The organism is Halalkalibacillus halophilus DSM 18494 (genome assembly GCF_000423105.1).
Classification (GTDB): domain Bacteria; phylum Bacillota; class Bacilli; order Bacillales; family Alkalibacillaceae; genus Halalkalibacillus; species Halalkalibacillus halophilus.
The window spans coordinates 84,948-103,440 of record NZ_AUHI01000011.1; the positions used below are offsets into that span (position 1 = coordinate 84,948).

16 protein-coding genes, 1 rRNA gene, 1 riboswitch and 1 other annotated feature are annotated in these 18,493 nt (G+C 37.5%); of the genes, 13 read left to right on the forward strand and 4 right to left on the reverse strand.

Annotated features, from left to right (window positions below; translation table 11 throughout):
* Positions 1–305: 305 nt before the first annotated feature.
* From G532_RS0108245 to ytkD, 5 genes are all read left to right on the forward strand, one after another.
* The gene (locus G532_RS0108245) at positions 306–1,766 is read left to right on the forward strand and encodes an o-succinylbenzoate--CoA ligase (protein WP_156882568.1); all 1,461 of its coding nucleotides are present in this window, start codon (positions 306–308) and stop codon (positions 1,764–1,766) included.
* Positions 1,766–2,878: an o-succinylbenzoate synthase gene (gene menC, locus G532_RS0108250; RefSeq protein ID WP_027964383.1), complete on the forward strand. Its 1,113-nt coding sequence runs from the start codon at positions 1,766–1,768 to the stop codon at positions 2,876–2,878. The genes G532_RS0108245 and menC overlap by 1 nt, the downstream gene beginning before the upstream one ends.
* 44 nt (positions 2,879–2,922) lie before the next feature.
* Entirely contained in the window at positions 2,923–3,261 is a 339-nt protein-coding gene (locus tag G532_RS15020; protein ID WP_035512784.1) for a hypothetical protein, read from the forward strand.
* Positions 3,262–3,450: 189 nt separating this feature from the next.
* On the forward strand, positions 3,451–4,023 hold the full coding sequence (locus G532_RS15025; RefSeq protein ID WP_051189113.1) for a hypothetical protein: 573 nt from the start codon (positions 3,451–3,453) through the stop codon (positions 4,021–4,023).
* Between the two features lie 30 nt (positions 4,024–4,053).
* Complete coding sequence (gene ytkD, locus G532_RS0108265) at positions 4,054–4,521, forward strand: RNA deprotection pyrophosphohydrolase (protein WP_027964384.1); 468 nt, start codon at positions 4,054–4,056, stop codon at positions 4,519–4,521.
* An 81-nt stretch (positions 4,522–4,602) separates the two neighbouring features.
* Here ytkD and pckA read toward each other — a convergent pair whose 3' ends face one another.
* Positions 4,603–6,186 carry a phosphoenolpyruvate carboxykinase (ATP) gene (gene pckA, locus G532_RS0108270; protein WP_425402128.1) on the reverse strand — a complete coding sequence of 528 codons (1,584 nt, stop codon included), beginning with the start codon at positions 6,184–6,186 and terminating at the stop codon, positions 4,603–4,605.
* 188 nt (positions 6,187–6,374) lie between these two features.
* Positions 6,375–6,479, forward strand: a riboswitch (SAM riboswitch).
* 145 nt (positions 6,480–6,624) lie between these two features.
* On the opposite strand from pckA, the gene metK reads away from it, so the two are divergent.
* Both metK and asnB read left to right on the forward strand, forming a co-directional pair.
* Entirely contained in the window at positions 6,625–7,824 is a 1,200-nt protein-coding gene (gene metK / locus G532_RS0108275; RefSeq protein ID WP_027964386.1) for a methionine adenosyltransferase, read from the forward strand.
* A gap of 192 nt (positions 7,825–8,016) precedes the next feature.
* Complete coding sequence (gene asnB, locus G532_RS0108280; RefSeq protein ID WP_027964387.1) at positions 8,017–9,930, forward strand: asparagine synthase (glutamine-hydrolyzing); 1,914 nt, start codon at positions 8,017–8,019, stop codon at positions 9,928–9,930.
* Here the strand turns inward: asnB and G532_RS15030 are convergent.
* Together G532_RS15030 and G532_RS0108290 are read right to left on the reverse strand one after the other, a co-directional pair.
* Positions 9,911–10,789 carry a C39 family peptidase gene (locus G532_RS15030; protein ID WP_051189114.1) on the reverse strand — a complete coding sequence of 293 codons (879 nt, stop codon included), beginning with the start codon at positions 10,787–10,789 and terminating at the stop codon, positions 9,911–9,913. The genes asnB and G532_RS15030 overlap by 20 nt on opposite strands.
* Before the next feature lie 5 nt (positions 10,790–10,794).
* Positions 10,795–11,313 (reverse strand): gamma carbonic anhydrase, encoded by a 519-nt coding sequence (locus tag G532_RS0108290; protein WP_027964388.1) that lies wholly within the window; start codon positions 11,311–11,313, stop codon positions 10,795–10,797.
* A 117-nt stretch (positions 11,314–11,430) separates the two neighbouring features.
* Here G532_RS0108290 and G532_RS0108295 point away from each other — a divergent pair, with 117 nt between their 5' ends.
* Both G532_RS0108295 and G532_RS0108300 read left to right on the forward strand, forming a co-directional pair.
* The gene (locus tag G532_RS0108295; RefSeq protein ID WP_027964389.1) at positions 11,431–12,216 is read left to right on the forward strand and encodes an alpha/beta hydrolase; all 786 of its coding nucleotides are present in this window, start codon (positions 11,431–11,433) and stop codon (positions 12,214–12,216) included.
* A 28-nt stretch (positions 12,217–12,244) separates the two neighbouring features.
* On the forward strand, positions 12,245–13,321 hold the full coding sequence (locus tag G532_RS0108300; protein ID WP_027964390.1) for a tetraprenyl-beta-curcumene synthase family protein: 1,077 nt from the start codon (positions 12,245–12,247) through the stop codon (positions 13,319–13,321).
* 168 nt (positions 13,322–13,489) lie between these two features.
* On the opposite strand, the gene mnmM is transcribed toward G532_RS0108300, so the two are convergent.
* Positions 13,490–14,053, reverse strand: coding sequence for a tRNA 5-(aminomethyl)-2-thiouridylate-methyltransferase MnmM (gene mnmM, locus G532_RS0108305; protein ID WP_027964391.1), 564 nt, complete (start codon positions 14,051–14,053; stop codon positions 13,490–13,492).
* A 227-nt stretch (positions 14,054–14,280) separates the two neighbouring features.
* Positions 14,281–14,490, forward strand: a binding site (T-box leader).
* 63 nt (positions 14,491–14,553) lie between these two features.
* Between mnmM and leuS the strand changes: the two genes are divergently transcribed.
* The 4 genes from leuS to G532_RS0108325 form a co-directional block, all read left to right on the forward strand.
* On the forward strand, positions 14,554–16,968 hold the full coding sequence (gene leuS, locus G532_RS0108310) for a leucine--tRNA ligase (protein WP_027964392.1): 2,415 nt from the start codon (positions 14,554–14,556) through the stop codon (positions 16,966–16,968).
* A 126-nt stretch (positions 16,969–17,094) separates the two neighbouring features.
* Positions 17,095–17,553 carry a DinB family protein gene (locus G532_RS0108315; protein ID WP_027964393.1) on the forward strand — a complete coding sequence of 153 codons (459 nt, stop codon included), beginning with the start codon at positions 17,095–17,097 and terminating at the stop codon, positions 17,551–17,553.
* Positions 17,554–17,663: 110 nt separating this feature from the next.
* The gene (locus tag G532_RS0108320; protein WP_027964394.1) at positions 17,664–17,975 is read left to right on the forward strand and encodes a rhodanese-like domain-containing protein; all 312 of its coding nucleotides are present in this window, start codon (positions 17,664–17,666) and stop codon (positions 17,973–17,975) included.
* Between the two features lie 276 nt (positions 17,976–18,251).
* Positions 18,252–18,493 (forward strand): 16S ribosomal RNA (locus G532_RS0108325); the annotation flags it as partial.

The following is an 18,493-nucleotide window of genomic DNA, read 5'->3' on the forward strand; positions in this document are numbered from 1 at the left end:
CTTTTTCTATATTCATTCGTAGCGGTGTGAGATTTCTGGATATAGTTGAAGTTTTATGGATAAGTGTTCTATATTGTGGATATAGTTTCGAGAATTCTGGATATCGCTTTGATTTTTCTGGATTTAAAAAAAATCTCGTGGATAAAAGCATATTTTTCTGGAAATAAAGCAACTTTTGTGGATATTACATCCTGCTAGTAATGATGAATTTAGTTCCATATCATATGATTGCATGAGAGACTCCATTCCAGTATGTTGTAGATAGAAAGATAATTATAAAAGTGCGATTGAAAGAAGTGTGAATGATGATTAATTGGTTAGATAAAAGAGCAGATTTAAGTCCTGATACGGAAGCGATTGTCCTTCCAGATGGAGCTTCTTATACATTTGAAAAACTTCGTGAAGACGCTTTGGCTATGGCTCACACATTGGTAGCTGAGGGAATTCGTCCAGGTGATCACATTGCTGTATTATCAGAAAACAGCTATCGAATGGTGGTCTTGATTTACGCTATTCACTATGTGAATGCGGTAGCAGTAATGTTAAATACACGACTTAGTCACGATGAATGGCGTTATCAACTTAAAGACAGTGGAGTAACTTTCCTCATTGCAAGTGAACAATATGAAAATAGTGCTTTGAATCTCCAAAGTCAGCAATGGTCTTTCATTAACTTAGATAATTTGAAGTTACATGTCACACCTTCTTCAGAAAACAAGTCATTCGATCAAAATCAGGTAGCGCAAATCATTTACACATCTGGTACAACTGGAAAGCCAAAAGGTGTTCAATTAACTTATGATAACCATTGGTGGAGTGCGATAGGATCGGCTTTAAATTTAGGGGTAACAAAGTCAGATCGCTGGTTATTAGCTTTGCCATTATTTCATGTGGGGGGATTATCTATACTGTATCGTAGTGTGATTTATGGAATGCCGGTTCATTTACATAATGGTTTTGACGCAAAATCTATTCATCATGAAATCATGCACAACGGGATTACAATTGTTTCTGTTGTAACGGTTATGCTCCAGTCATTAGTTGATCTGTTATCAGATAATCGATATCCTGAAACTTTTCGTGCGATGCTTTTAGGTGGAGGTCCAGCACCAAAACAATTATTAAATTTATGTAAAAAATTAGATATTCCTGTTTTTCAAACATACGGTATGACAGAGACAGCCTCACAGTTTTCTACCTTAGATGAAAATTATGCTTTAGAAAAGCTCGGATCTGCTGGTAAACCTTTATTTCCAAATGAACTAAAGATTGTAAAGGATCAACCTGAGCATCAAGCAGGAGAAATTTATGTAAAAGGACCTTCTGTGACAAAAGGGTATTGGAATCGCCAAGAAGCAAATGAGCAAGCGTTTGAACAGGGATGGTTTAAAACAGGAGACTTGGGTCAATTAGATGAGGATGGATTTTTATATTTATTAGATAGACGGAAGGATCTAATTATTTCAGGTGGAGAAAATATTTATCCTGCAGAAGTAGAGTCCGTCCTGCAACAATTTCCTGACATACAAGAAGCGGCAGTGGTTGCAAAAGAGGACAACAAATGGGGAGAAATACCAGTTGCCTATATTGTAGCTGATCAACGAATTGATGTAGAAGGCTTAAGTGAACATTGTGCAAAAGCATTAGCTAAATATAAAGTTCCAAAACAATTTATTTTTATAGATCACTTACCTCGCAATGCTTCAAAGAAGGTAATGCGGCATAAATTAAAACAACGGTTAATCGAGAAAGAAGGGGATTCGTAATGAATTTAAGAGAAATTGTAGTTAGACAAGTGTCTATGAAATTAAAACAACCCTTTCAAACAGTGAACGGCTTAGTTGTCATTCGAGAAACTATAATTGTAGAAGCGCATGATGATCATGGGAAGGTTGGTTATGGAGAATGTGTTGCATTTGCAGATCCATTTTACACACCAGAAACGATTACAACCGCATGGAATATGATGAAATATTTCCTTCTACCTATATTAAATAAGCAAAAGGTATCTCACCCGAGCGAGCTTCATTCTTTATTTCAGAGTATTCAAGGCCATCAAATGGCAAAAGCAGGTATCGAAACGGCTTGTTATGATTTATATGCGAAACAGCAAGGTGTGAGCTTAAAAGAATTAATTGGAGGAAAATATGACGAAGTAGAATCAGGTGTGGTCTTATCACTTACCGATGATGTTCAAAAGCAAGTGAAGGACTATCAAAAAAAAGGATATAAGCGCTATAAATTGAAAGTACAAAAAGGAAGAGAACGAGAAACCATTGAATCTATTCGAGAATACATTGGAGATACACCTGTGATGTTTGATGGGAATGGTGCATACCAGCCTGAAGATATGCTTCACTTAAGTAAATTGGACAACCTAAACTTACAAATGATAGAACAACCATTTAGACAAGATGATTTTTACTATCATAACCAGCTAAATAAACAGATGACAACACCAATTAGTTTAGATGAGTCTATAAAGTCAGAGCATGATGCCTTTCAAGCATTTGAGTTAGAAGCTGGGGATAACTTAAATATCAAATTAGGAAGAGTTGGCGGGTACCAGGTTGCTCTTTTAATTCATGAATACTCAAAAGTTGCAGGGGTTCCTTTATGGTGTGGTGGTATGTTGGAAACAGGTATTGGAAGGGCCCACAATGTAGCACTTGCTTCCTTAGAACAATTTACTTTGCCTGGTGACTTATCTGAGTCAGATCGCTATTGGGAGCAAGACATTATAGAACAACCTTTTAAAGTAAAAGACGGCAAGGTTAAAGTGCCAACAGAACCAGGAATTGGTGTGAAAGTTCATCATAAGCGTTTAGAATCTCGAACCATCAGAAAGTTCTCACATGCTTATGAACAACGTGCATAAAAATATATGTTCTACTTCATATTAAATATGAGGTGGTAATCAACATGACAGATCCTAGGAAGTTTTATGTCAGCATAGAGTCTAAGGAAATCTCTGAGCTTAAGGCTGGGAATAATGATGAATTTGTTATTTATGGTGGACCTGAAGATATTATAGCTTTAAGAGAATGTTTAGATGGGATGAAAGATGCAGAATTTGGAACCTTTTTGCGTTCGCATATCCCATTTAAGGAGTATCACAAAGATGGAGATAATGATGCTTATGACACGTGTTTAATGATGGCTTATAAACAAATTCATAAGCTTGGTGACGAGAAAACGAAAGAGCATATAGAGTCATTATCTTTTTTCGAAGAACTGGATAAGTTGGAAGAACTACGTTGAAATATTTTACGTAGTTCTTTTTTTAATTAATCTAGGCCATAAGCAAGTATATAGAATGATTAAGACTATCTAAACACCATGATAATTAGCCCTTTTGTTGGATTTATTAACATTGTATTACTTTTAGGTTTATATCATATTTCAATAAGGTATAGAGTAACTATAAACAAGAGGGGTGGATGGACAACAATGAAACAGTTCTTATATCAATTAACAGTGCTAGCAGTTATTATAGCTTTGCCTTTAACATATGTATCAGCAAATTCTACATCAGAACAACTTAATGCTCAAACGAATAATAGTCATCAATTTCAACTACAAAATAAAAATGTACAAGCACTATCATTAATGCAGGTCGAGGTAAATGAGGAAGAGCAGTTATCTCATGAACAGATTGTAAACGTAACGAATGAATTTATGGATCTTTTAGTACAAGATACGAATGACCAATACCAAGTAACGAATTATGATACTTTGGAAGAACTCAAAGAAGCTTTTGATACTGTGGCAGATCGTGCAATTACAGATGAATATGTAGATTTCTTTTATAAAGAAGAAGAAGACGGGTTATATATTGTTCCTACACAAACGCCACCATGGTTTGATGAGTCTGTGGATTATGAAGTAACTGATTTAGGGAATCAAACATATCAAGTAACGCAGTCCAATGAGACAGACTTATACGGTGATTACACAATAAATCTCGAGATCGAATTGAATGATAACAATGATGCCATTATAATGGGTGTACAGTACCAATAAGAAATCTTGCTAAAAAAGGATTGTGTAGGTGTGCATCAGTTTAAGGATTACTATAACAATACAGTAAAATTTGTAGAAAATGAGCAATACTTTTCAACAGAACCGAAACATGTTTGGGTAATCGCCAAGTATAAAGGGAAGTGGCTTTTAACAAAACATAAAGAGCGAGGAATCGAGTTTCCAGGTGGGAAAGTTGAAGAAGGTGAATCAGCAGAAGAAGCGGCCATTCGTGAGGTGAAAGAGGAGACGGGTGGGATCGTTTCTTCGCTTCGTTTTGTTGGACAATATTATGTGAGTGGAAAAGGTGGTACGATCATAAAAAATGTCTATTATGCCACTATTGCTCAATTAGAAGAACATACGCATTATTTAGAAACAGACGGTCCAGTGTTATTTTCTAAACTGCCACGAAACTTAAAGTACAAAAAAGACTTTAGCTTTATGATGAAAGATCATGTGTTGAAACTTTCTATGAAATTAATTAATGAAAAGCGTTAAATTAAAGTAAGTGGATATTGGAAACATAACGAACAAAAAAAGCGTTCCGGTAATCCGGAACGCTTTTTTGTATTATTCTCATTAAATTTTATAAGTTGGACCAGCTTCTGCAATGTCCTTCGTTACGTTTTCAAACTTTTCGAAGTTCTCGTGGAACTTATTCGCTAGTTCCTGAGCTTTTTGGATATAAGCATCTGGGTTTTCCCATGTTTTCTTAGGATTTAATACCTCAGTTGGAACTCCCGGGCAAGTAGTCGGGATCTGTAAACCGAATATTTGATCTTGTTCTGTTTCCACATTATTTAATTCGCCTTCTAATGCTGCATGTACCATAGACCTGGTATAGCTAAGTTTCATACGAGATCCATCCCCATATGAGCCTCCAGTCCAACCAGTATTTACTAAGAAGACTTCCACTCCTTGTTGATCGATCTTCTCTCCAAGCATCTCTGCATATGTTGCTGCCGGTAACGGTAAGAATGGTGATCCAAAACACGTAGAAAAAGTAGCTTCTGGTTCCGTGATTCCGCGCTCTGTTCCAGCTAATTTACTCGTATAACCACTTAAGAAGTGATACATTGCTTGTTCTTTCGTCAATTTACTAATAGGAGGTAAAACGCCAAAAGCATCCGCTGTTAAGAAGATAATTGTATTTGGATGGCCAGCCTTACTTGGAATTACTATATTATCAATGTTATCAATCGCGTAAGCTGCGCGAGTGTTCTCTGTAAGACTTGTATCGTCATAATCTGGTAATCCAGTAGCTTCATTTACTACCACATTTTCTAAAACAGAGCCGAACCTAATTGCATTATAAATTTGTGGTTCCTTTTCCTCTGTAAGGTTAATGCATTTTGCATAGCATCCACCTTCAATGTTAAATACACCACTTTGGGACCAACCATGCTCATCATCGCCAATCAATCTTCTGTTTGGATCAGCAGATAGAGTAGTTTTTCCGGTGCCTGATAGCCCGAAGAACAACGCAACGTCACCTTCTGGCCCAACATTTGCTGAACAATGCATAGGAAGTACATTTTGTTTTTCAGGTAGCATATAGTTCATTACAGAGAATATAGATTTTTTGATTTCTCCTGCATATTCTGTTCCACCGATTAATACAATTTTATGTTTAAAGGAAACGATGATGAATGTCTCGGATTTCGTTCCATCTACAGAAGGATCTGCTTTAAATTCCGGTGCCGAAATTACTGTAAACCCAGTTTCGTGTGATTTTAATTCCTCAAGGTCTGGTCTTATGAAAAGTTGATTTGCAAATAGATTGTGCCAAGCATATTGTGTAATTACTTGAATCGGCAGTCGGTGTCTTTCTTCTGCCCCTGCAAAGCCTTTAAAAGAAAAGATTTCTTTTTGTGATTCTAAGTACTCCGTTACTTTATTTAGAAGGTTAATAAATTTATCTTCACTAATTGGTTGATTAACTGGTCCCCACTCTACCGTATCTTTTGTTTCCTCATCTTCAACAATGAATTTATCTTTAGGAGAACGTCCTGTATACTGACCAGTAGTAGCTTTAATTGCACCAGTGGAAGTAAGGGTTCCTTCTTTTCGTGATAATACCTTTTCTACTAAGGAAGAAACAGGGAGGTTTTGATGTAAAGACTCCTTCTCTAACAAGCGAGCCACGTGCGATTGAACATTCATCGTTTTCATAAACATACCATCCTTTTTATTTAAAAATAATCTATTTATTTGTTTAATTATGTTTAATAGTATAACACATTCGATTTAATAATCCATACTAATAAATAAAATAATTTTGTGGACTTTTCACTCTTTAATAAGTTGACACAATTAAACATTCACGATATTATATTGCAGAAACGGAATTTCTCTTATCCAGAGCAGTGGAGGGAACAGGCCCTATGAAACTCAGCAACCATCACGCAGGTGACAGGTGCTATCCTGATGCAAGGTGAATCCTTGGACGATAAGAGTGAAAGGCGTAAACGGTAACCTTTCCTCGGATTTGTGCGGGGGAAGGTTTTTTTATATTTTTCAGCTTTTACATAGCTGGAAATGCTTTTCACATAGTCAATGAAGGAAGAAGAGATCCGTCAACATTCTAGGAGGGTTTTATTTATGACTAATCAGCGTCGATTATTTACTTCAGAGTCAGTCACAGAAGGGCACCCGGACAAAATTTGTGATCAAATTTCAGATGCCATTTTAGATGAAATTATGAAACAGGACCCAAATGCTCGAGTCGCTTGTGAAACAACTGTAACAACCGGCTTAGTGTTAGTCGCAGGTGAGATTTCAACAACATCATATGTTGATATTCCAACTATTGTACGTGAAACGGTGAAAGATATTGGCTATATTCGTGCCAAATACGGTTTTGATTATGAAACGTGCGCGGTACTAACATCGATTGATGAACAGTCAGCCGATATTGCTGAAGGGGTAAATACAGCACTAGAAAAACGTGAAGGAACAATGACAGACGATGAAATTGAAGCAATAGGGGCTGGAGACCAAGGGCTAATGTTTGGGTATGCTTCCAATGAAACGGAAGAATTAATGCCACTTCCAATTGCATTATCTCATAAAATATCGAAGCGTTTAGCTGATGTAAGAAAGTCGGAAACAGTTCCGTATTTACGCCCAGATGGGAAGACCCAAGTTACGATTCAATATGATGAAAATGGTGTGCCGGAAAGTGTTGACACGATCGTTATTTCTACTCAACACCATCCTGAGATTGACTTAGAACAAATTCAAGCAGATATGATGGAACATGTAATTGAACCAGTTGTTCCTCCACATTTATTAACAGAAGAAACAAAATATATTATCAACCCTACTGGAAGATTTGTTATTGGTGGTCCACAAGGTGATGCTGGATTAACTGGTAGAAAAATAATAGTAGACACTTATGGGGGTTACGCAAGGCATGGCGGCGGAGCTTTTAGTGGAAAAGATTCCACAAAAGTAGATCGCTCAGCAGCTTATGCAGCTCGATATGTTGCTAAAAACATTGTTGCGGCTGGATTAGCTGAACAATGTGAAGTTCAACTTGCTTATGCCATTGGAGTTGCTCAACCAGTTTCCATAGCTGTTAACACGTTTGAAACTGGAACGGTATCTGAAGAGAAGTTAGTAGATGCGATAAGAACATTATTTGATTTACGCCCAGCAGGTATTATAAAGATGCTTGACTTGCGCCGACCAATCTATAAAAAGACTGCAGCTTACGGACACTTCGGAAGAACCGATGAAGACTTCACTTGGGAGAAGATAGATAAAGTGGATGCGATTAAAGAATTTTTAAACCAATAATAGAAAGAAGCTTTTTGAGGTGTTTATTCATTTCAAAAAGCTTCTTTTGTATCAAGCGAGAGTCCCCTTAGATATGGTATAATCAAATAGGCAATTTCGACTTTATTCGATTTAAATGTAAAAGGTGAAAGTAGGATAAAAACTTTCGCAATAAATATATACGTGTAGAACATGGAAGTGAGGAATTAATAAATGTGTGGCTTTGTAGGGTTTATTAGACATGAGAGAATGGAAGCATCCGAATCATTCAAACAACAGTTTCAGTTACAAAATAACATCATTACCCACCGTGGTCCCGATGATGAAGGGTACTATTTTGATGATTTTATCGCATTCGGATTTCGCCGTTTAAGTATTATAGATATCGAGAGTGGACATCAACCATTACCATATGAAAACGAGCGTTATTGGATGGTATTTAATGGTGAAATCTATAATTATTTAGAGTTGAAAGAGACATTAGTTAAAGAGGGCTATGATTTTGATACAGATTCGGATTCAGAAGTTATTTTAGCGATGTTCAAAAAACATGGCGAAGATGCATTTAAGCATTTACGTGGCATGTTCGCGATCTTAATTTGGGACAAGCAAGAAGAGAAGCTAGTAGGTGCTAGAGATCCATTCGGTATCAAGCCGTTGTTTCATAGTAAAAATGCTGATGGAACATATTTTGCTTCTGAAAAGAAAAGTATTGGACTTGCAATGGAGAAAGAAGAAGTAGATCCAGTTGCATTACAACACTATTTAAGTTTCCAATTTGCGCCTGAACCATATACATTATCTAAAGGTATTAAGAAGGTGGAACCAGGTCATTACTTTACGATGAAACCTGGAAAGGATCCGGTATTTCACCGTTATTTCCATCCGCAATTCACTCCAATTGATACGGAGAAATCAAAGCTTAAAAAGCAAATTAGTGATGTGTTATATGATTCTGTTAATGTGCACATGCGAAGTGATGTTCCTGTAGGATCGTTCTTATCAGGCGGGATAGACTCAACCATCATTGTAGCTATTGCTAGGGAATTCAACCCTAATATTAAGACATTTTCAGTAGGGTTTGAGCGAGATGGCTATTCGGAAGTAGATGTTGCAAAGGAATCTGCAGATAAATTGAATGTAGAGAACATTTCCTATGTTATCTCTCCCGAAGAGTATGTGAAAAAGTTACCTAAGATTATTTGGCACAATGATGATCCACTTGCAGATCCTGCTTGTGTGCCTCTATACTTTGTCGGTCGTGAAGCTGCAAAACACGTTACAGTAGTACTCTCCGGTGAGGGGGCTGACGAGTTATTCGGCGGTTATAATATTTACCGCGAACCGGAATCTCTAAAAGTATTCGACTCGATTCCTGATCCTGCTAAAGGACTATTAAACCGTGTAGCCACAGTATTGCCTGAAGGTGTGAAGGGTAAGAGCTTTCTAGAGCGTGGAACGACTCCTCTTCATAATCGCTATATAGGGAATGCAAAGATGTTTGAAGACCAGGAAAAAGAAGCTTTATTAAAGCAATATGATTTAAATCAGTCGTATCATGACATTACACATCCATTGTTTAATAAAGTTACAGACTACCACCCGGTTAATCAAATGCAGTATGTTGATATTCATACTTGGATGCGTGGAGATATTCTTTTGAAGGCAGACCGTATGACAATGGCTCACGCTTTAGAATTACGTGTACCTTTCTTAGATAAAGAAGTGTTTAAAGTAGCAAGCCGAATCCCAGTTGATCAAAAGATTGCAAACGGAACGACCAAGTCGATTTTAAGAGAGTCTGCAGAACAATTTGTTCCAGATCATGTTTTAAATCGTAAGAAGTTAGGTTTTCCTGTTCCGATTCGACACTGGTTAAAAGAAGAATTATATGATTGGGCAAGAGGGCTGATTAGAGACAGCCAGACTGACCACTTATTGCATAAAGACTTCATTCTCGAGCTGTTAGATAAACATCGCCAAGGAAAACAAGATTATAGTAGAAAGATTTGGACAGTGTTAATGTTTATGCTTTGGCATCAAATTTACATTGAGAAAGTCTATAATATAGAAGACTTAATAGAAGAAGATAAAGTAAAAAGCAAGCTTACGACTTCTGAATCGTAATTGCTTGCTTCCCCATTTGCACCCAGGCGCCGATAAACTCGTCGATGGGTGCTTTATTTATTTCAGGTTGAAGTGGATCATTAAAGTAAATATAGTCGCTATCATATCCTGTAACCACAACTGCGTGCAGTCGCATCGTAATTTCAACTGGCCCATCAGATGTTTGCCAAGTTTCAAATTGGTTATCTGGTAACGGCGCATAACTGGCATTTGTTATAACAAACACAGGTTCATCGTTATGAATGGAAGCAATGACCGATTCAAAAGGCTGCTCTGTTAAATTTTCTACACGATCGCCAGCATAGCTCCGCGCAAGCTCTTCAATAGGTTCATGATAAACGCCATAACCTGGATTGTTTAAAGAATACATGTCCCCAACGAAGCCGTTGTTTGGATTGCCAAAGTGAATTTCCCCATCAATTACTTCATAGTCAGTAGAATCTTTAGCTACTTCACTAGCTAATTTTAATTTATCCACTTCATAGTCATGATAGTTTAATAACATCGCTAAAGCTGTAACCTCACAACCTCTTGGTAATTCCGGATACTGCTCAATAATTGGTGCATCTAGTTGTTTCGACGTATCTACTAAATAGTTTTCTAGAGTGTTTCCACGGTCTTCTTCAGAATAAGAAAAATCCATTTCCGCAAAGACAGTATCTCGCTGATCATCTGGATGAAAGACTTGCAGTAAAGTATCTTTGTGCTGTTGGACTGAAATGGAACCAAGTGTCACGGCACAGATAAAAAACATTGCTGCAAATCGGGTGCTGATTTTTTTATATGGTCGGTTCACTTTTCCATTTAGGAACAAAAATCCTGCAAATGTTATGCAGAATAATGTTAGTACAGCATACACGTATTTTACTCCTCTCCTTGTTGCTCTTTGTAGACTTGTCCTTTATCAATATAACTTTGTCTAATCCGATTCATTTCCTTAATATCTTCATCGGTCACATCGCGAATAACTTTAGCTGGACTACCAAATGCTAAACTATTAGGAGGAATGGTTTTCCCGGGTGGAACAAGACTTCCCGCACCAATAAATGCATTTTCGCCAATTTCAGCACCGTCTAAGACTGTAGCCCCCATACCGATTAGTGCGTTTTCTTTTATGTGACAAGAATGCAACAGTACTTGATGTCCGACTGTTACACCGTCTTCAAGAATTAAAGGTTGGTTAGGGCTTTGGTGAAGCATACTTTGATCTTGAATGTTAACATTTTTCCCGATTATTGTAGGAGAAACGTCACCTCGAATGACAGTTTTAAACCAAATGCTACTGTAAGCCCCTATTTCTACATCGCCACTAATCACGACATCTTCAGCTAGATAGACTGTTTCATCAATTTCTGGATATTTTCCCTTATAAGGAAGTAACATGATAAGCCTCCTTTTATTGTTTATGATATTATAATGAATAAGTAAAATTAACTATAAAATATATTGCCTGCATAAAGTATAACAAAGATGGTTTTCGAAATGTTGGGAGGAGTTTAAATGAAGGTCAGTGAGGCGAATGAAGCTCAAGGAGTAATCGTTCTCGTTCATGGAGCATTTGAACATAGTGGGCGTTATGATTGGGTGATCGATCAATTTAACCAACAAGGATATCATGTCGTTTATGGAGATTTACCTGGACATGGTACAAGTAATAAGAAAAAAGGGTATATTAAAAATTTTAATGAGAATATTGAAAAAGTGGAAGACTGGGTACAAGCGGCTTCTAATTATCAGCTTCCAATCTATATGTTTGGTCATAGTATGGGCGGATTAATAGTGGTGCGATTTTTGCAAAAGCGGAAAGGTCTGCTGGATGATATTGCAGGAGTAATCTTATCCTCTCCAGCTTTAGGAATGAAAAATCTGCCGGCTAAACCTTTATACGCAATATCTAAAGTAATGAATAAGCTTTACCCTACGTTGCAATTTCCAACGAATATTTCACCAGATATGGCAACCCGAAGTGACGCCTATATAGAGAGGGATTTGAATGATCCATTGTTTTTGAAAAAAGTATCGGTGCGCTGGTTTCATTCCTTTAAAAGAGAGATTCCTAAGGCATATAAAGATATAAAGAAATACCCTTCTATTCCAACAGTCATATATCAATCAGGGACAGATTTACTTGTTCCGAAAGAAGATGTGAAAAAGTGGTTTGATGAATTACCGATCAATGAAAAAGATTATGTTGAATTTGGAAGCTTGTACCATGAAGTTTTCAATGAACCGGAACGAGAACGCGTCTTTGAACAGGCTATAGCATTCTTAAACCGCCACCATTAGGTCGTAAGGTAAGGAGGGTTATCAGGTAATGAGGGTTCCATTATCACTACCAAGTCTTTTAAAAACATGTTACTTGGAAACATTTCCTGAAGTAAATAAGCATCTTGCTTTATGGAGGGAACAAGCTTGTCTGATTCCAAATGATGAATTGAGAAAACAAGCGATGGAAAGTATTAAGGAAAAAACGTTTCATTGTGAAGGAGGAAGTATATACGCATCTTTGGCTGGTAAAGAGTGGAGAAAGGCAATCGCTTTTATTGTCGCTTTTCAGTCGATTAGTGATTACTTGGATAATTTATGTGATCGCAGCAGTTCAATGGATCCTGATGATTTTCGTTTATTACATGAGGCCATGTTTGATGCACTGTCTTTAGAACCTGCATCAATAAAAAACTATTATCGCTTACGTATCGACCAAGATGATCAAGGGTACTTAAATAAATTAGTACGGGTTTGTAAAAACACAATTCAGGAAATCGAAAACTACCCAACAATCGAACCGGAACTAAAACAACTAGCATCCATGTATATTGACTTGCAAGTACATAAACATGTACGCGAAAAAGAAAGAGTTCCAAGGTTACAAAAATGGCATCAAGAACAGTGTCAAGATCGAGATTTAACATGGTATGAATTTGCTGCAGCCTCTGGTTCAACATTAGGCATTTTTTGTATCATTAGCTATGCACTTAATAATCGAATAAACAGTGCGCAGGTGTATCAATCCTTTTTCCCGTCCATTCAAGGGCTTCATATTTTATTGGATTATTATATAGATCAAACGGAGGACCAATTGGAGGGGGATCTAAATTTCTGTAGCTATTATTCTTCTGAAAAGGAAATGGAAGATCGAATCATTACCTTTTACAAACGGTCTAAATTTGCAGCGGGTAATCTTCCTGACCCCTCTTTTCATCAGTTGATAATTAATGGTTTAGTAGGACTATATTTATCTGATCGAAAAACAAATAGTATACAGAAATGCAAGACTTTAAAACGTTCCTTACTGCAACAAGCTGGCATGCAAGCAAACATGATTTATTGGAATGGTAGAGTGTATAGAAGAATTAAGAGGGGGGACAATAGTGTCTATAGTCATGACTAACCCGCCCCTGAAATAGACTGCGCTTTCCGCGGGGAGCTGGTGAGTCTCCTCATGCTAAGCATTCCGGGGTCTCACCTAAGCTCTATTTCCCGCAGGAGTCTCCGTCTATTTCATCCGCTTTTTTCCGCTTTGTTCGCGTTTTCATGCTAGCAATTGAATTGTCCTAGCCTATTTCTTTTCAATCGCCACTACAAAAGGTGCTCGTTCGCTTCTATTTACCATACTGTACTGAAATATATCTGCTTGTTTGGATGGGATCGCCTGTAAATAGCTTAATAAATTCTCTGTTTCTCGCTTCCCATCTTCATGTCCGGGGTATAAAACCATCACGATTAATCTCCCTTGTTGCAAAACAGCTAATAAGCTATCAACTGCCTTTATAGTTGTTTCTGCTTTCGTCGTTACAGAATGATCTCCTCCAGGTAGGTAGCCAAGGTTAAATATAGCCCCTCCAATGCTACCGACCGACTCTTCTAAAAGGACCTTTCCTATTTTCTCGTGCCCAATCAGTTGAGTTGTTACATTCGTTACTAGGTGCTCACTAAATAACTCCTCAGCATGTTCTAGTGCTTCAGACTGGATATCGACACCTATTACTTTTCCTGTTCTTCCTACTAATTTGCTTAAATATAAACTATCATGCCCATTGCCTAAAGTTGCATCTACAACGGTTTCCCCTTCTTGAACAGAAGCGGCTAATAAACTATGTGCGAAAGGTATGATTTGTTTCATATGCGTTCTCCTTGAATGGGTATATTTTGATTATTGTGGGGTATTCATCTTGGTGTTTAAGAACTGTTTTCAATATACTTGTTACATATATCATAATGCGATTATTAGTGATCTTGCAATGGAAATCAGAAAGGAGATATAGTGAAAAGTATAGAATAAACAAACCATTAATTTAAGTAGTGGTTGACAAAGCGCTGACCCTTGATTAAACTAAGTTTTAACAATATTGAAAAGCGATTATAAAGGAGCAGTAAGAATTCCTGCGATTTATAGAGAAGTAACGGTTGGTGGAAGTTACTAATTGCAGAGTCTGAACTCGCCTTTTAGTTACGTATATGAAATAAATGTAGTATACGTCGTTTTCCGCGTTAAGGAACTCGAGTGAGCATGAAAGTGCTAATTTGGGTGGTACCACGGGTATATAACTCGTCCCAACTGTTTTGTTTGGGGCGAGTTTTTTGCGTTTTTAAAACAATATAGAAACATTAGGAGGAAATGAAATGGCTTTTAACCACCGTCAAATTGAAACGAAGTGGCAAACGTATTGGCAAGAACAGGAAACTTTTGCTACAAATACTGAATCCAGTAAACCGAAATTTTACGCATTAGATATGTTTCCTTATCCATCAGGAGCAGGTTTACATGTTGGTCACCCAGAAGGCTATACGGCAACAGATATTCTATCCAGGATGAAACGTATGCAAGGGTATGAAGTGCTCCATCCAATGGGGTGGGATGCATTTGGTCTACCTGCTGAACAATATGCAATTGATACTGGAAATGATCCTGCTGTCTTCACACAGCAAAACATTGAAATTTTTAAAAGACAAATAAAATCATTAGGGTTTTCTTATGAGTGGAACCGTGAAGTAAACACAACGGACCCTGAATATTATAAGTGGACACAGTGGATCTTCATTAAACTATATGAAAAAGGACTAGCATATATGGATGAAGTACCTGTAAATTGGTGTCCTGCATTAGGTACTGTTCTAGCGAATGAAGAAGTTATTGACGGAGTAAGTGAACGTGGGGGGCATCCTGTTGTTCGAAAGCCAATGAGACAGTGGATGTTAAAGATCACTGCTTATGCGGATCGTTTATTAGATGATTTAGATGAACTTGAATGGCCAGAAAGCCTTAAAGATATGCAACGAAACTGGATTGGGAAATCAGAAGGTGCAGAAGTTATTTTTGATATTGAAGGTACGGAGGAGACGTTTGAAGCATTTACTACTCGGCCTGACACATTATTCGGGGCAACTTATGCTGTTTTATCACCAGAACATCCATTAGTTGAAAAGGTGGTTTCTCCGGAGCAAAAGCAGGCGGTTGAATCATATGTAGAGTCTGTCTCTAAGAAAAGTGATTTAGAACGAACCGATTTAGCGAAAGATAAAACAGGGGTATTTACCGGCGCATATGCAATGAATCCAGTAAATGGAGAGAGAATGCCTATTTGGATTGCAGACTATGTTCTAATGTCTTATGGAACAGGAGCGATCATGGCTGTGCCTGCTCACGATGAGCGTGATTATGAATTTGCTCAGAAATTTGATTTGCCTATTGTGGAAGTAGTAAGTGGGGGAGATATAAACGAAGCTGCTTTCACTGGAGATGGGACACTTGTTAATTCCGATTTCCTAAATGATCTAAGTAAAGAAGACGCAATTGATAAGATGATCAGCTGGTTAGAAGAAAATAATCGTGGAAAGCGTCAGACTACGTATCGACTAAGGGACTGGTTATTTAGCCGTCAACGTTATTGGGGAGAACCAATTCCTGTTATCCATTGGGAAGACGGAACAATGTCAGCAGTAGATGAATCCGAACTACCTGTAGAACTACCGAAAACAACAGAAATTAAGCCTTCTGGTACGGGAGAATCTCCACTTGCTAATATAAGCGAATGGGTGGAAGTAACAGATGAAAAAACAGGTAAAAAAGGTCGTATGGAGACAAACACCATGCCGCAATGGGCTGGAAGTTGTTGGTATTATCTACGTTATATTGACCCGAATAACAGCGAACAATTAGCAGATCCAGAAAAATTAAAAAAATGGCTACCAGTCGATATTTATATTGGTGGAGCCGAGCATGCCGTTCTTCATTTACTATATGCACGTTTTTGGCACAAGGTCCTTTACGATCTAGGGGTCGTTCCAACGAAAGAACCTTTCCAGAAACTCTTTAACCAAGGGATGATCCTAGGTGAAGGTAATGAGAAAATGAGCAAATCAAAAGGAAATGTAGTTAATCCTGACGATATTGTGCAGTCACATGGTGCGGATACATTACGTTTGTATGAAATGTTTATGGGACCACTTGAAGCTTCCGTTGCTTGGAGTACAAATGGTTTAGATGGTGCAAGAAGATTCCTTGATCGAGTTTGGAGGCTTTATGCTACAACGGATGGTAATTTGGTAGGTACCATTACAGACCAACCAAATGAAAAGTTAGATAAGGTGTATCATGAAACGGTTAAAAAGGTAACCGAATATTATGCGGACCTTCGTTTTAATACTGCTATTTCACAAATGATGGTATTTGTGAATGAGTGTTATAAAACTGATACTGTTCCAAGAGAATACGCAGAAGGTTTGGTGAAATTATTAGCCCCGATTGCACCGCATATGACCGAAGAATTATGGAGTCTGCTAGGTTACGATGAAACTATTTCATATCAACCTTGGCCGACGTATGAAGAATCGAAATTAGAAGAAGATACAGTAGAAGTGGTTTTTCAAGTAATGGGTAAAGTAAGATCTAAAGCATCTGTACCAACTGATGCAACAAAAGAAGAATTAGAAAAGATTGCGCTTGAAGATCAAACGATTCAAGAATGGATTGAAGGCAAAACAATAAGAAAAGTAGTTGCTATACCTGGTAAATTAGTGAATATAGTAGCTAATTAGAGTTGATTAACCAAGAGGGCTATCTAAAATCAAAATTATAGATAGCCTTTTGGTTTGTTTATAAATCTAATCCATGTAAAATGATCCGTAGAGGTATTTAAAGTAGAAGAAAGGGGTATGGAGAATATGAATGAAACACAATTGTTTGATCAAGCAAAATTGTGGCGCTCTTGGCTGGTAGGTTTTTTAAAAAATCTTCCAGATGAACAACTGGATGTTATTCCAGAAGGTTTTAATAATAACATCAGATGGAACGCAGGACATGTGTTGGTGACATGGGATAAAATGATGACGAGTGTATTGAATGAAGATAGTTTTCTTGTTTCTTTATATAAAGATTCATTTGCAAGAGGGACTAGCCCAAAAGACTGGACTTCTAATCCTCCGTTGAAGGAAGATTTAATAGAGCAACTGGAAAGGCAATTAGACCAGATAGAAAAGCTTTCCTCTTCTCGCTTGAATCAAGAAATACCTTTCGAGATGTTTCATATGAAAGAAGTAGGCGAAGTCTGTCAGTTTCTTATCAGTCATGAAGCGATGCATTTGTCCGTTATGAACAGTCAGAAAAAGATGTTAGAACTATAATAGTAAATGTTTAAATAGTATATAGGCGCTTCGTTTTAAGTTTATAGAAAGATTATTATTGTTAGTTTGCATTTAATCTAAGAACAATAGAGTTGAAGGGGGATTTAATAATGGATAATGAAGTAAGAGAAGTGAGCCCTGAAGAATTAGAAAAAGATCTGGACGGCGCTCAAAAGTATAATATAGTAGACGTCCGCGAAACAGAAGAAGTGGAAACAGGGATGATTCCTGGAGCTAAGCATTTGTCACTCGGTACTCTGCCAGAACATGTAGAGGGATTTAATAAAGAAGAAGAATATGTGATGGTTTGTAGGTCTGGTAGAAGAAGCCATAACGCATGTTTGTTTTTACAAGAGCATGGGATTAAGGCATATAACTTGCAAAGTGGCATGCTTGATTGGACAGGGGAAAAGGTTTTTTAAAATATTCTATTGACTTATCTTTTTTCCTTGGGTTATAATTTAAAACGTTGCGCCAAAAATACTAAACTTTTAGATGAATTAGTTGGTGGTATTTGAAAAAAAATATATTGACAATTAGTTTGATAATGTGATATATTTAATAGTGCTCAACAAGAAAAATTCGAACCTTGAAAACTAAACAAAATAGCCTGTCGTCAATTCGTTTTCTTTCTATTAAATAGGAGAAAACATTGGCAACAAAAAGAAACAAGCTAGCAAAGAGCTAATCAAACACTTTATATGGAGAGTTTGATCCTGGCTCAGGACGAACGCTGGCGGCGTGCCTAATACATGCAAGTCGAGCGCAGGAAGCAGACGGATCCCTTCGGGGTGATGTCTGTGGAATGAGCGGCGGACGGGTGAGTAACACGTGGGCAACCTGCCTGTAAGACTGGGATAACCCCGGGAAACCGGGGCTAATACCGGATAACATCAGGAACCTCCTGGTTCTTGAGTGAAAGATGGCCTTTGTGCTATCA

Coding starts and splice junctions, on each gene's coding strand:
- G532_RS0108320 (WP_027964394.1), top strand. CDS start 17,664: ATGGATAATGAAGTAAGAGAAGTGAGCCCTGAAGAATTAGAAAAAGAT.
- mnmM (WP_027964391.1), bottom strand. CDS start 14,053: ATGAAACAAATCATACCTTTCGCACATAGTTTATTAGCCGCTTCTGTT.
- G532_RS0108300 (WP_027964390.1), top strand. CDS start 12,245: ATGAGGGTTCCATTATCACTACCAAGTCTTTTAAAAACATGTTACTTG.
- G532_RS0108290 (WP_027964388.1), bottom strand. CDS start 11,313: ATGTTACTTCCTTATAAGGGAAAATATCCAGAAATTGATGAAACAGTC.
- metK (WP_027964386.1), top strand. CDS start 6,625: ATGACTAATCAGCGTCGATTATTTACTTCAGAGTCAGTCACAGAAGGG.
- menC (WP_027964383.1), top strand. CDS start 1,766: ATGAATTTAAGAGAAATTGTAGTTAGACAAGTGTCTATGAAATTAAAA.
- G532_RS0108295 (WP_027964389.1), top strand. CDS start 11,431: ATGAAGGTCAGTGAGGCGAATGAAGCTCAAGGAGTAATCGTTCTCGTT.
- G532_RS15020 (WP_035512784.1), top strand. CDS start 2,923: ATGACAGATCCTAGGAAGTTTTATGTCAGCATAGAGTCTAAGGAAATC.
- G532_RS0108315 (WP_027964393.1), top strand. CDS start 17,095: ATGAATGAAACACAATTGTTTGATCAAGCAAAATTGTGGCGCTCTTGG.
- asnB (WP_027964387.1), top strand. CDS start 8,017: ATGTGTGGCTTTGTAGGGTTTATTAGACATGAGAGAATGGAAGCATCC.
- G532_RS0108245 (WP_156882568.1), top strand. CDS start 306: ATGATTAATTGGTTAGATAAAAGAGCAGATTTAAGTCCTGATACGGAA.
- G532_RS15025 (WP_051189113.1), top strand. CDS start 3,451: ATGAAACAGTTCTTATATCAATTAACAGTGCTAGCAGTTATTATAGCT.
- leuS (WP_027964392.1), top strand. CDS start 14,554: ATGGCTTTTAACCACCGTCAAATTGAAACGAAGTGGCAAACGTATTGG.
- pckA (WP_425402128.1), bottom strand. CDS start 6,186: ATGAATGTTCAATCGCACGTGGCTCGCTTGTTAGAGAAGGAGTCTTTA.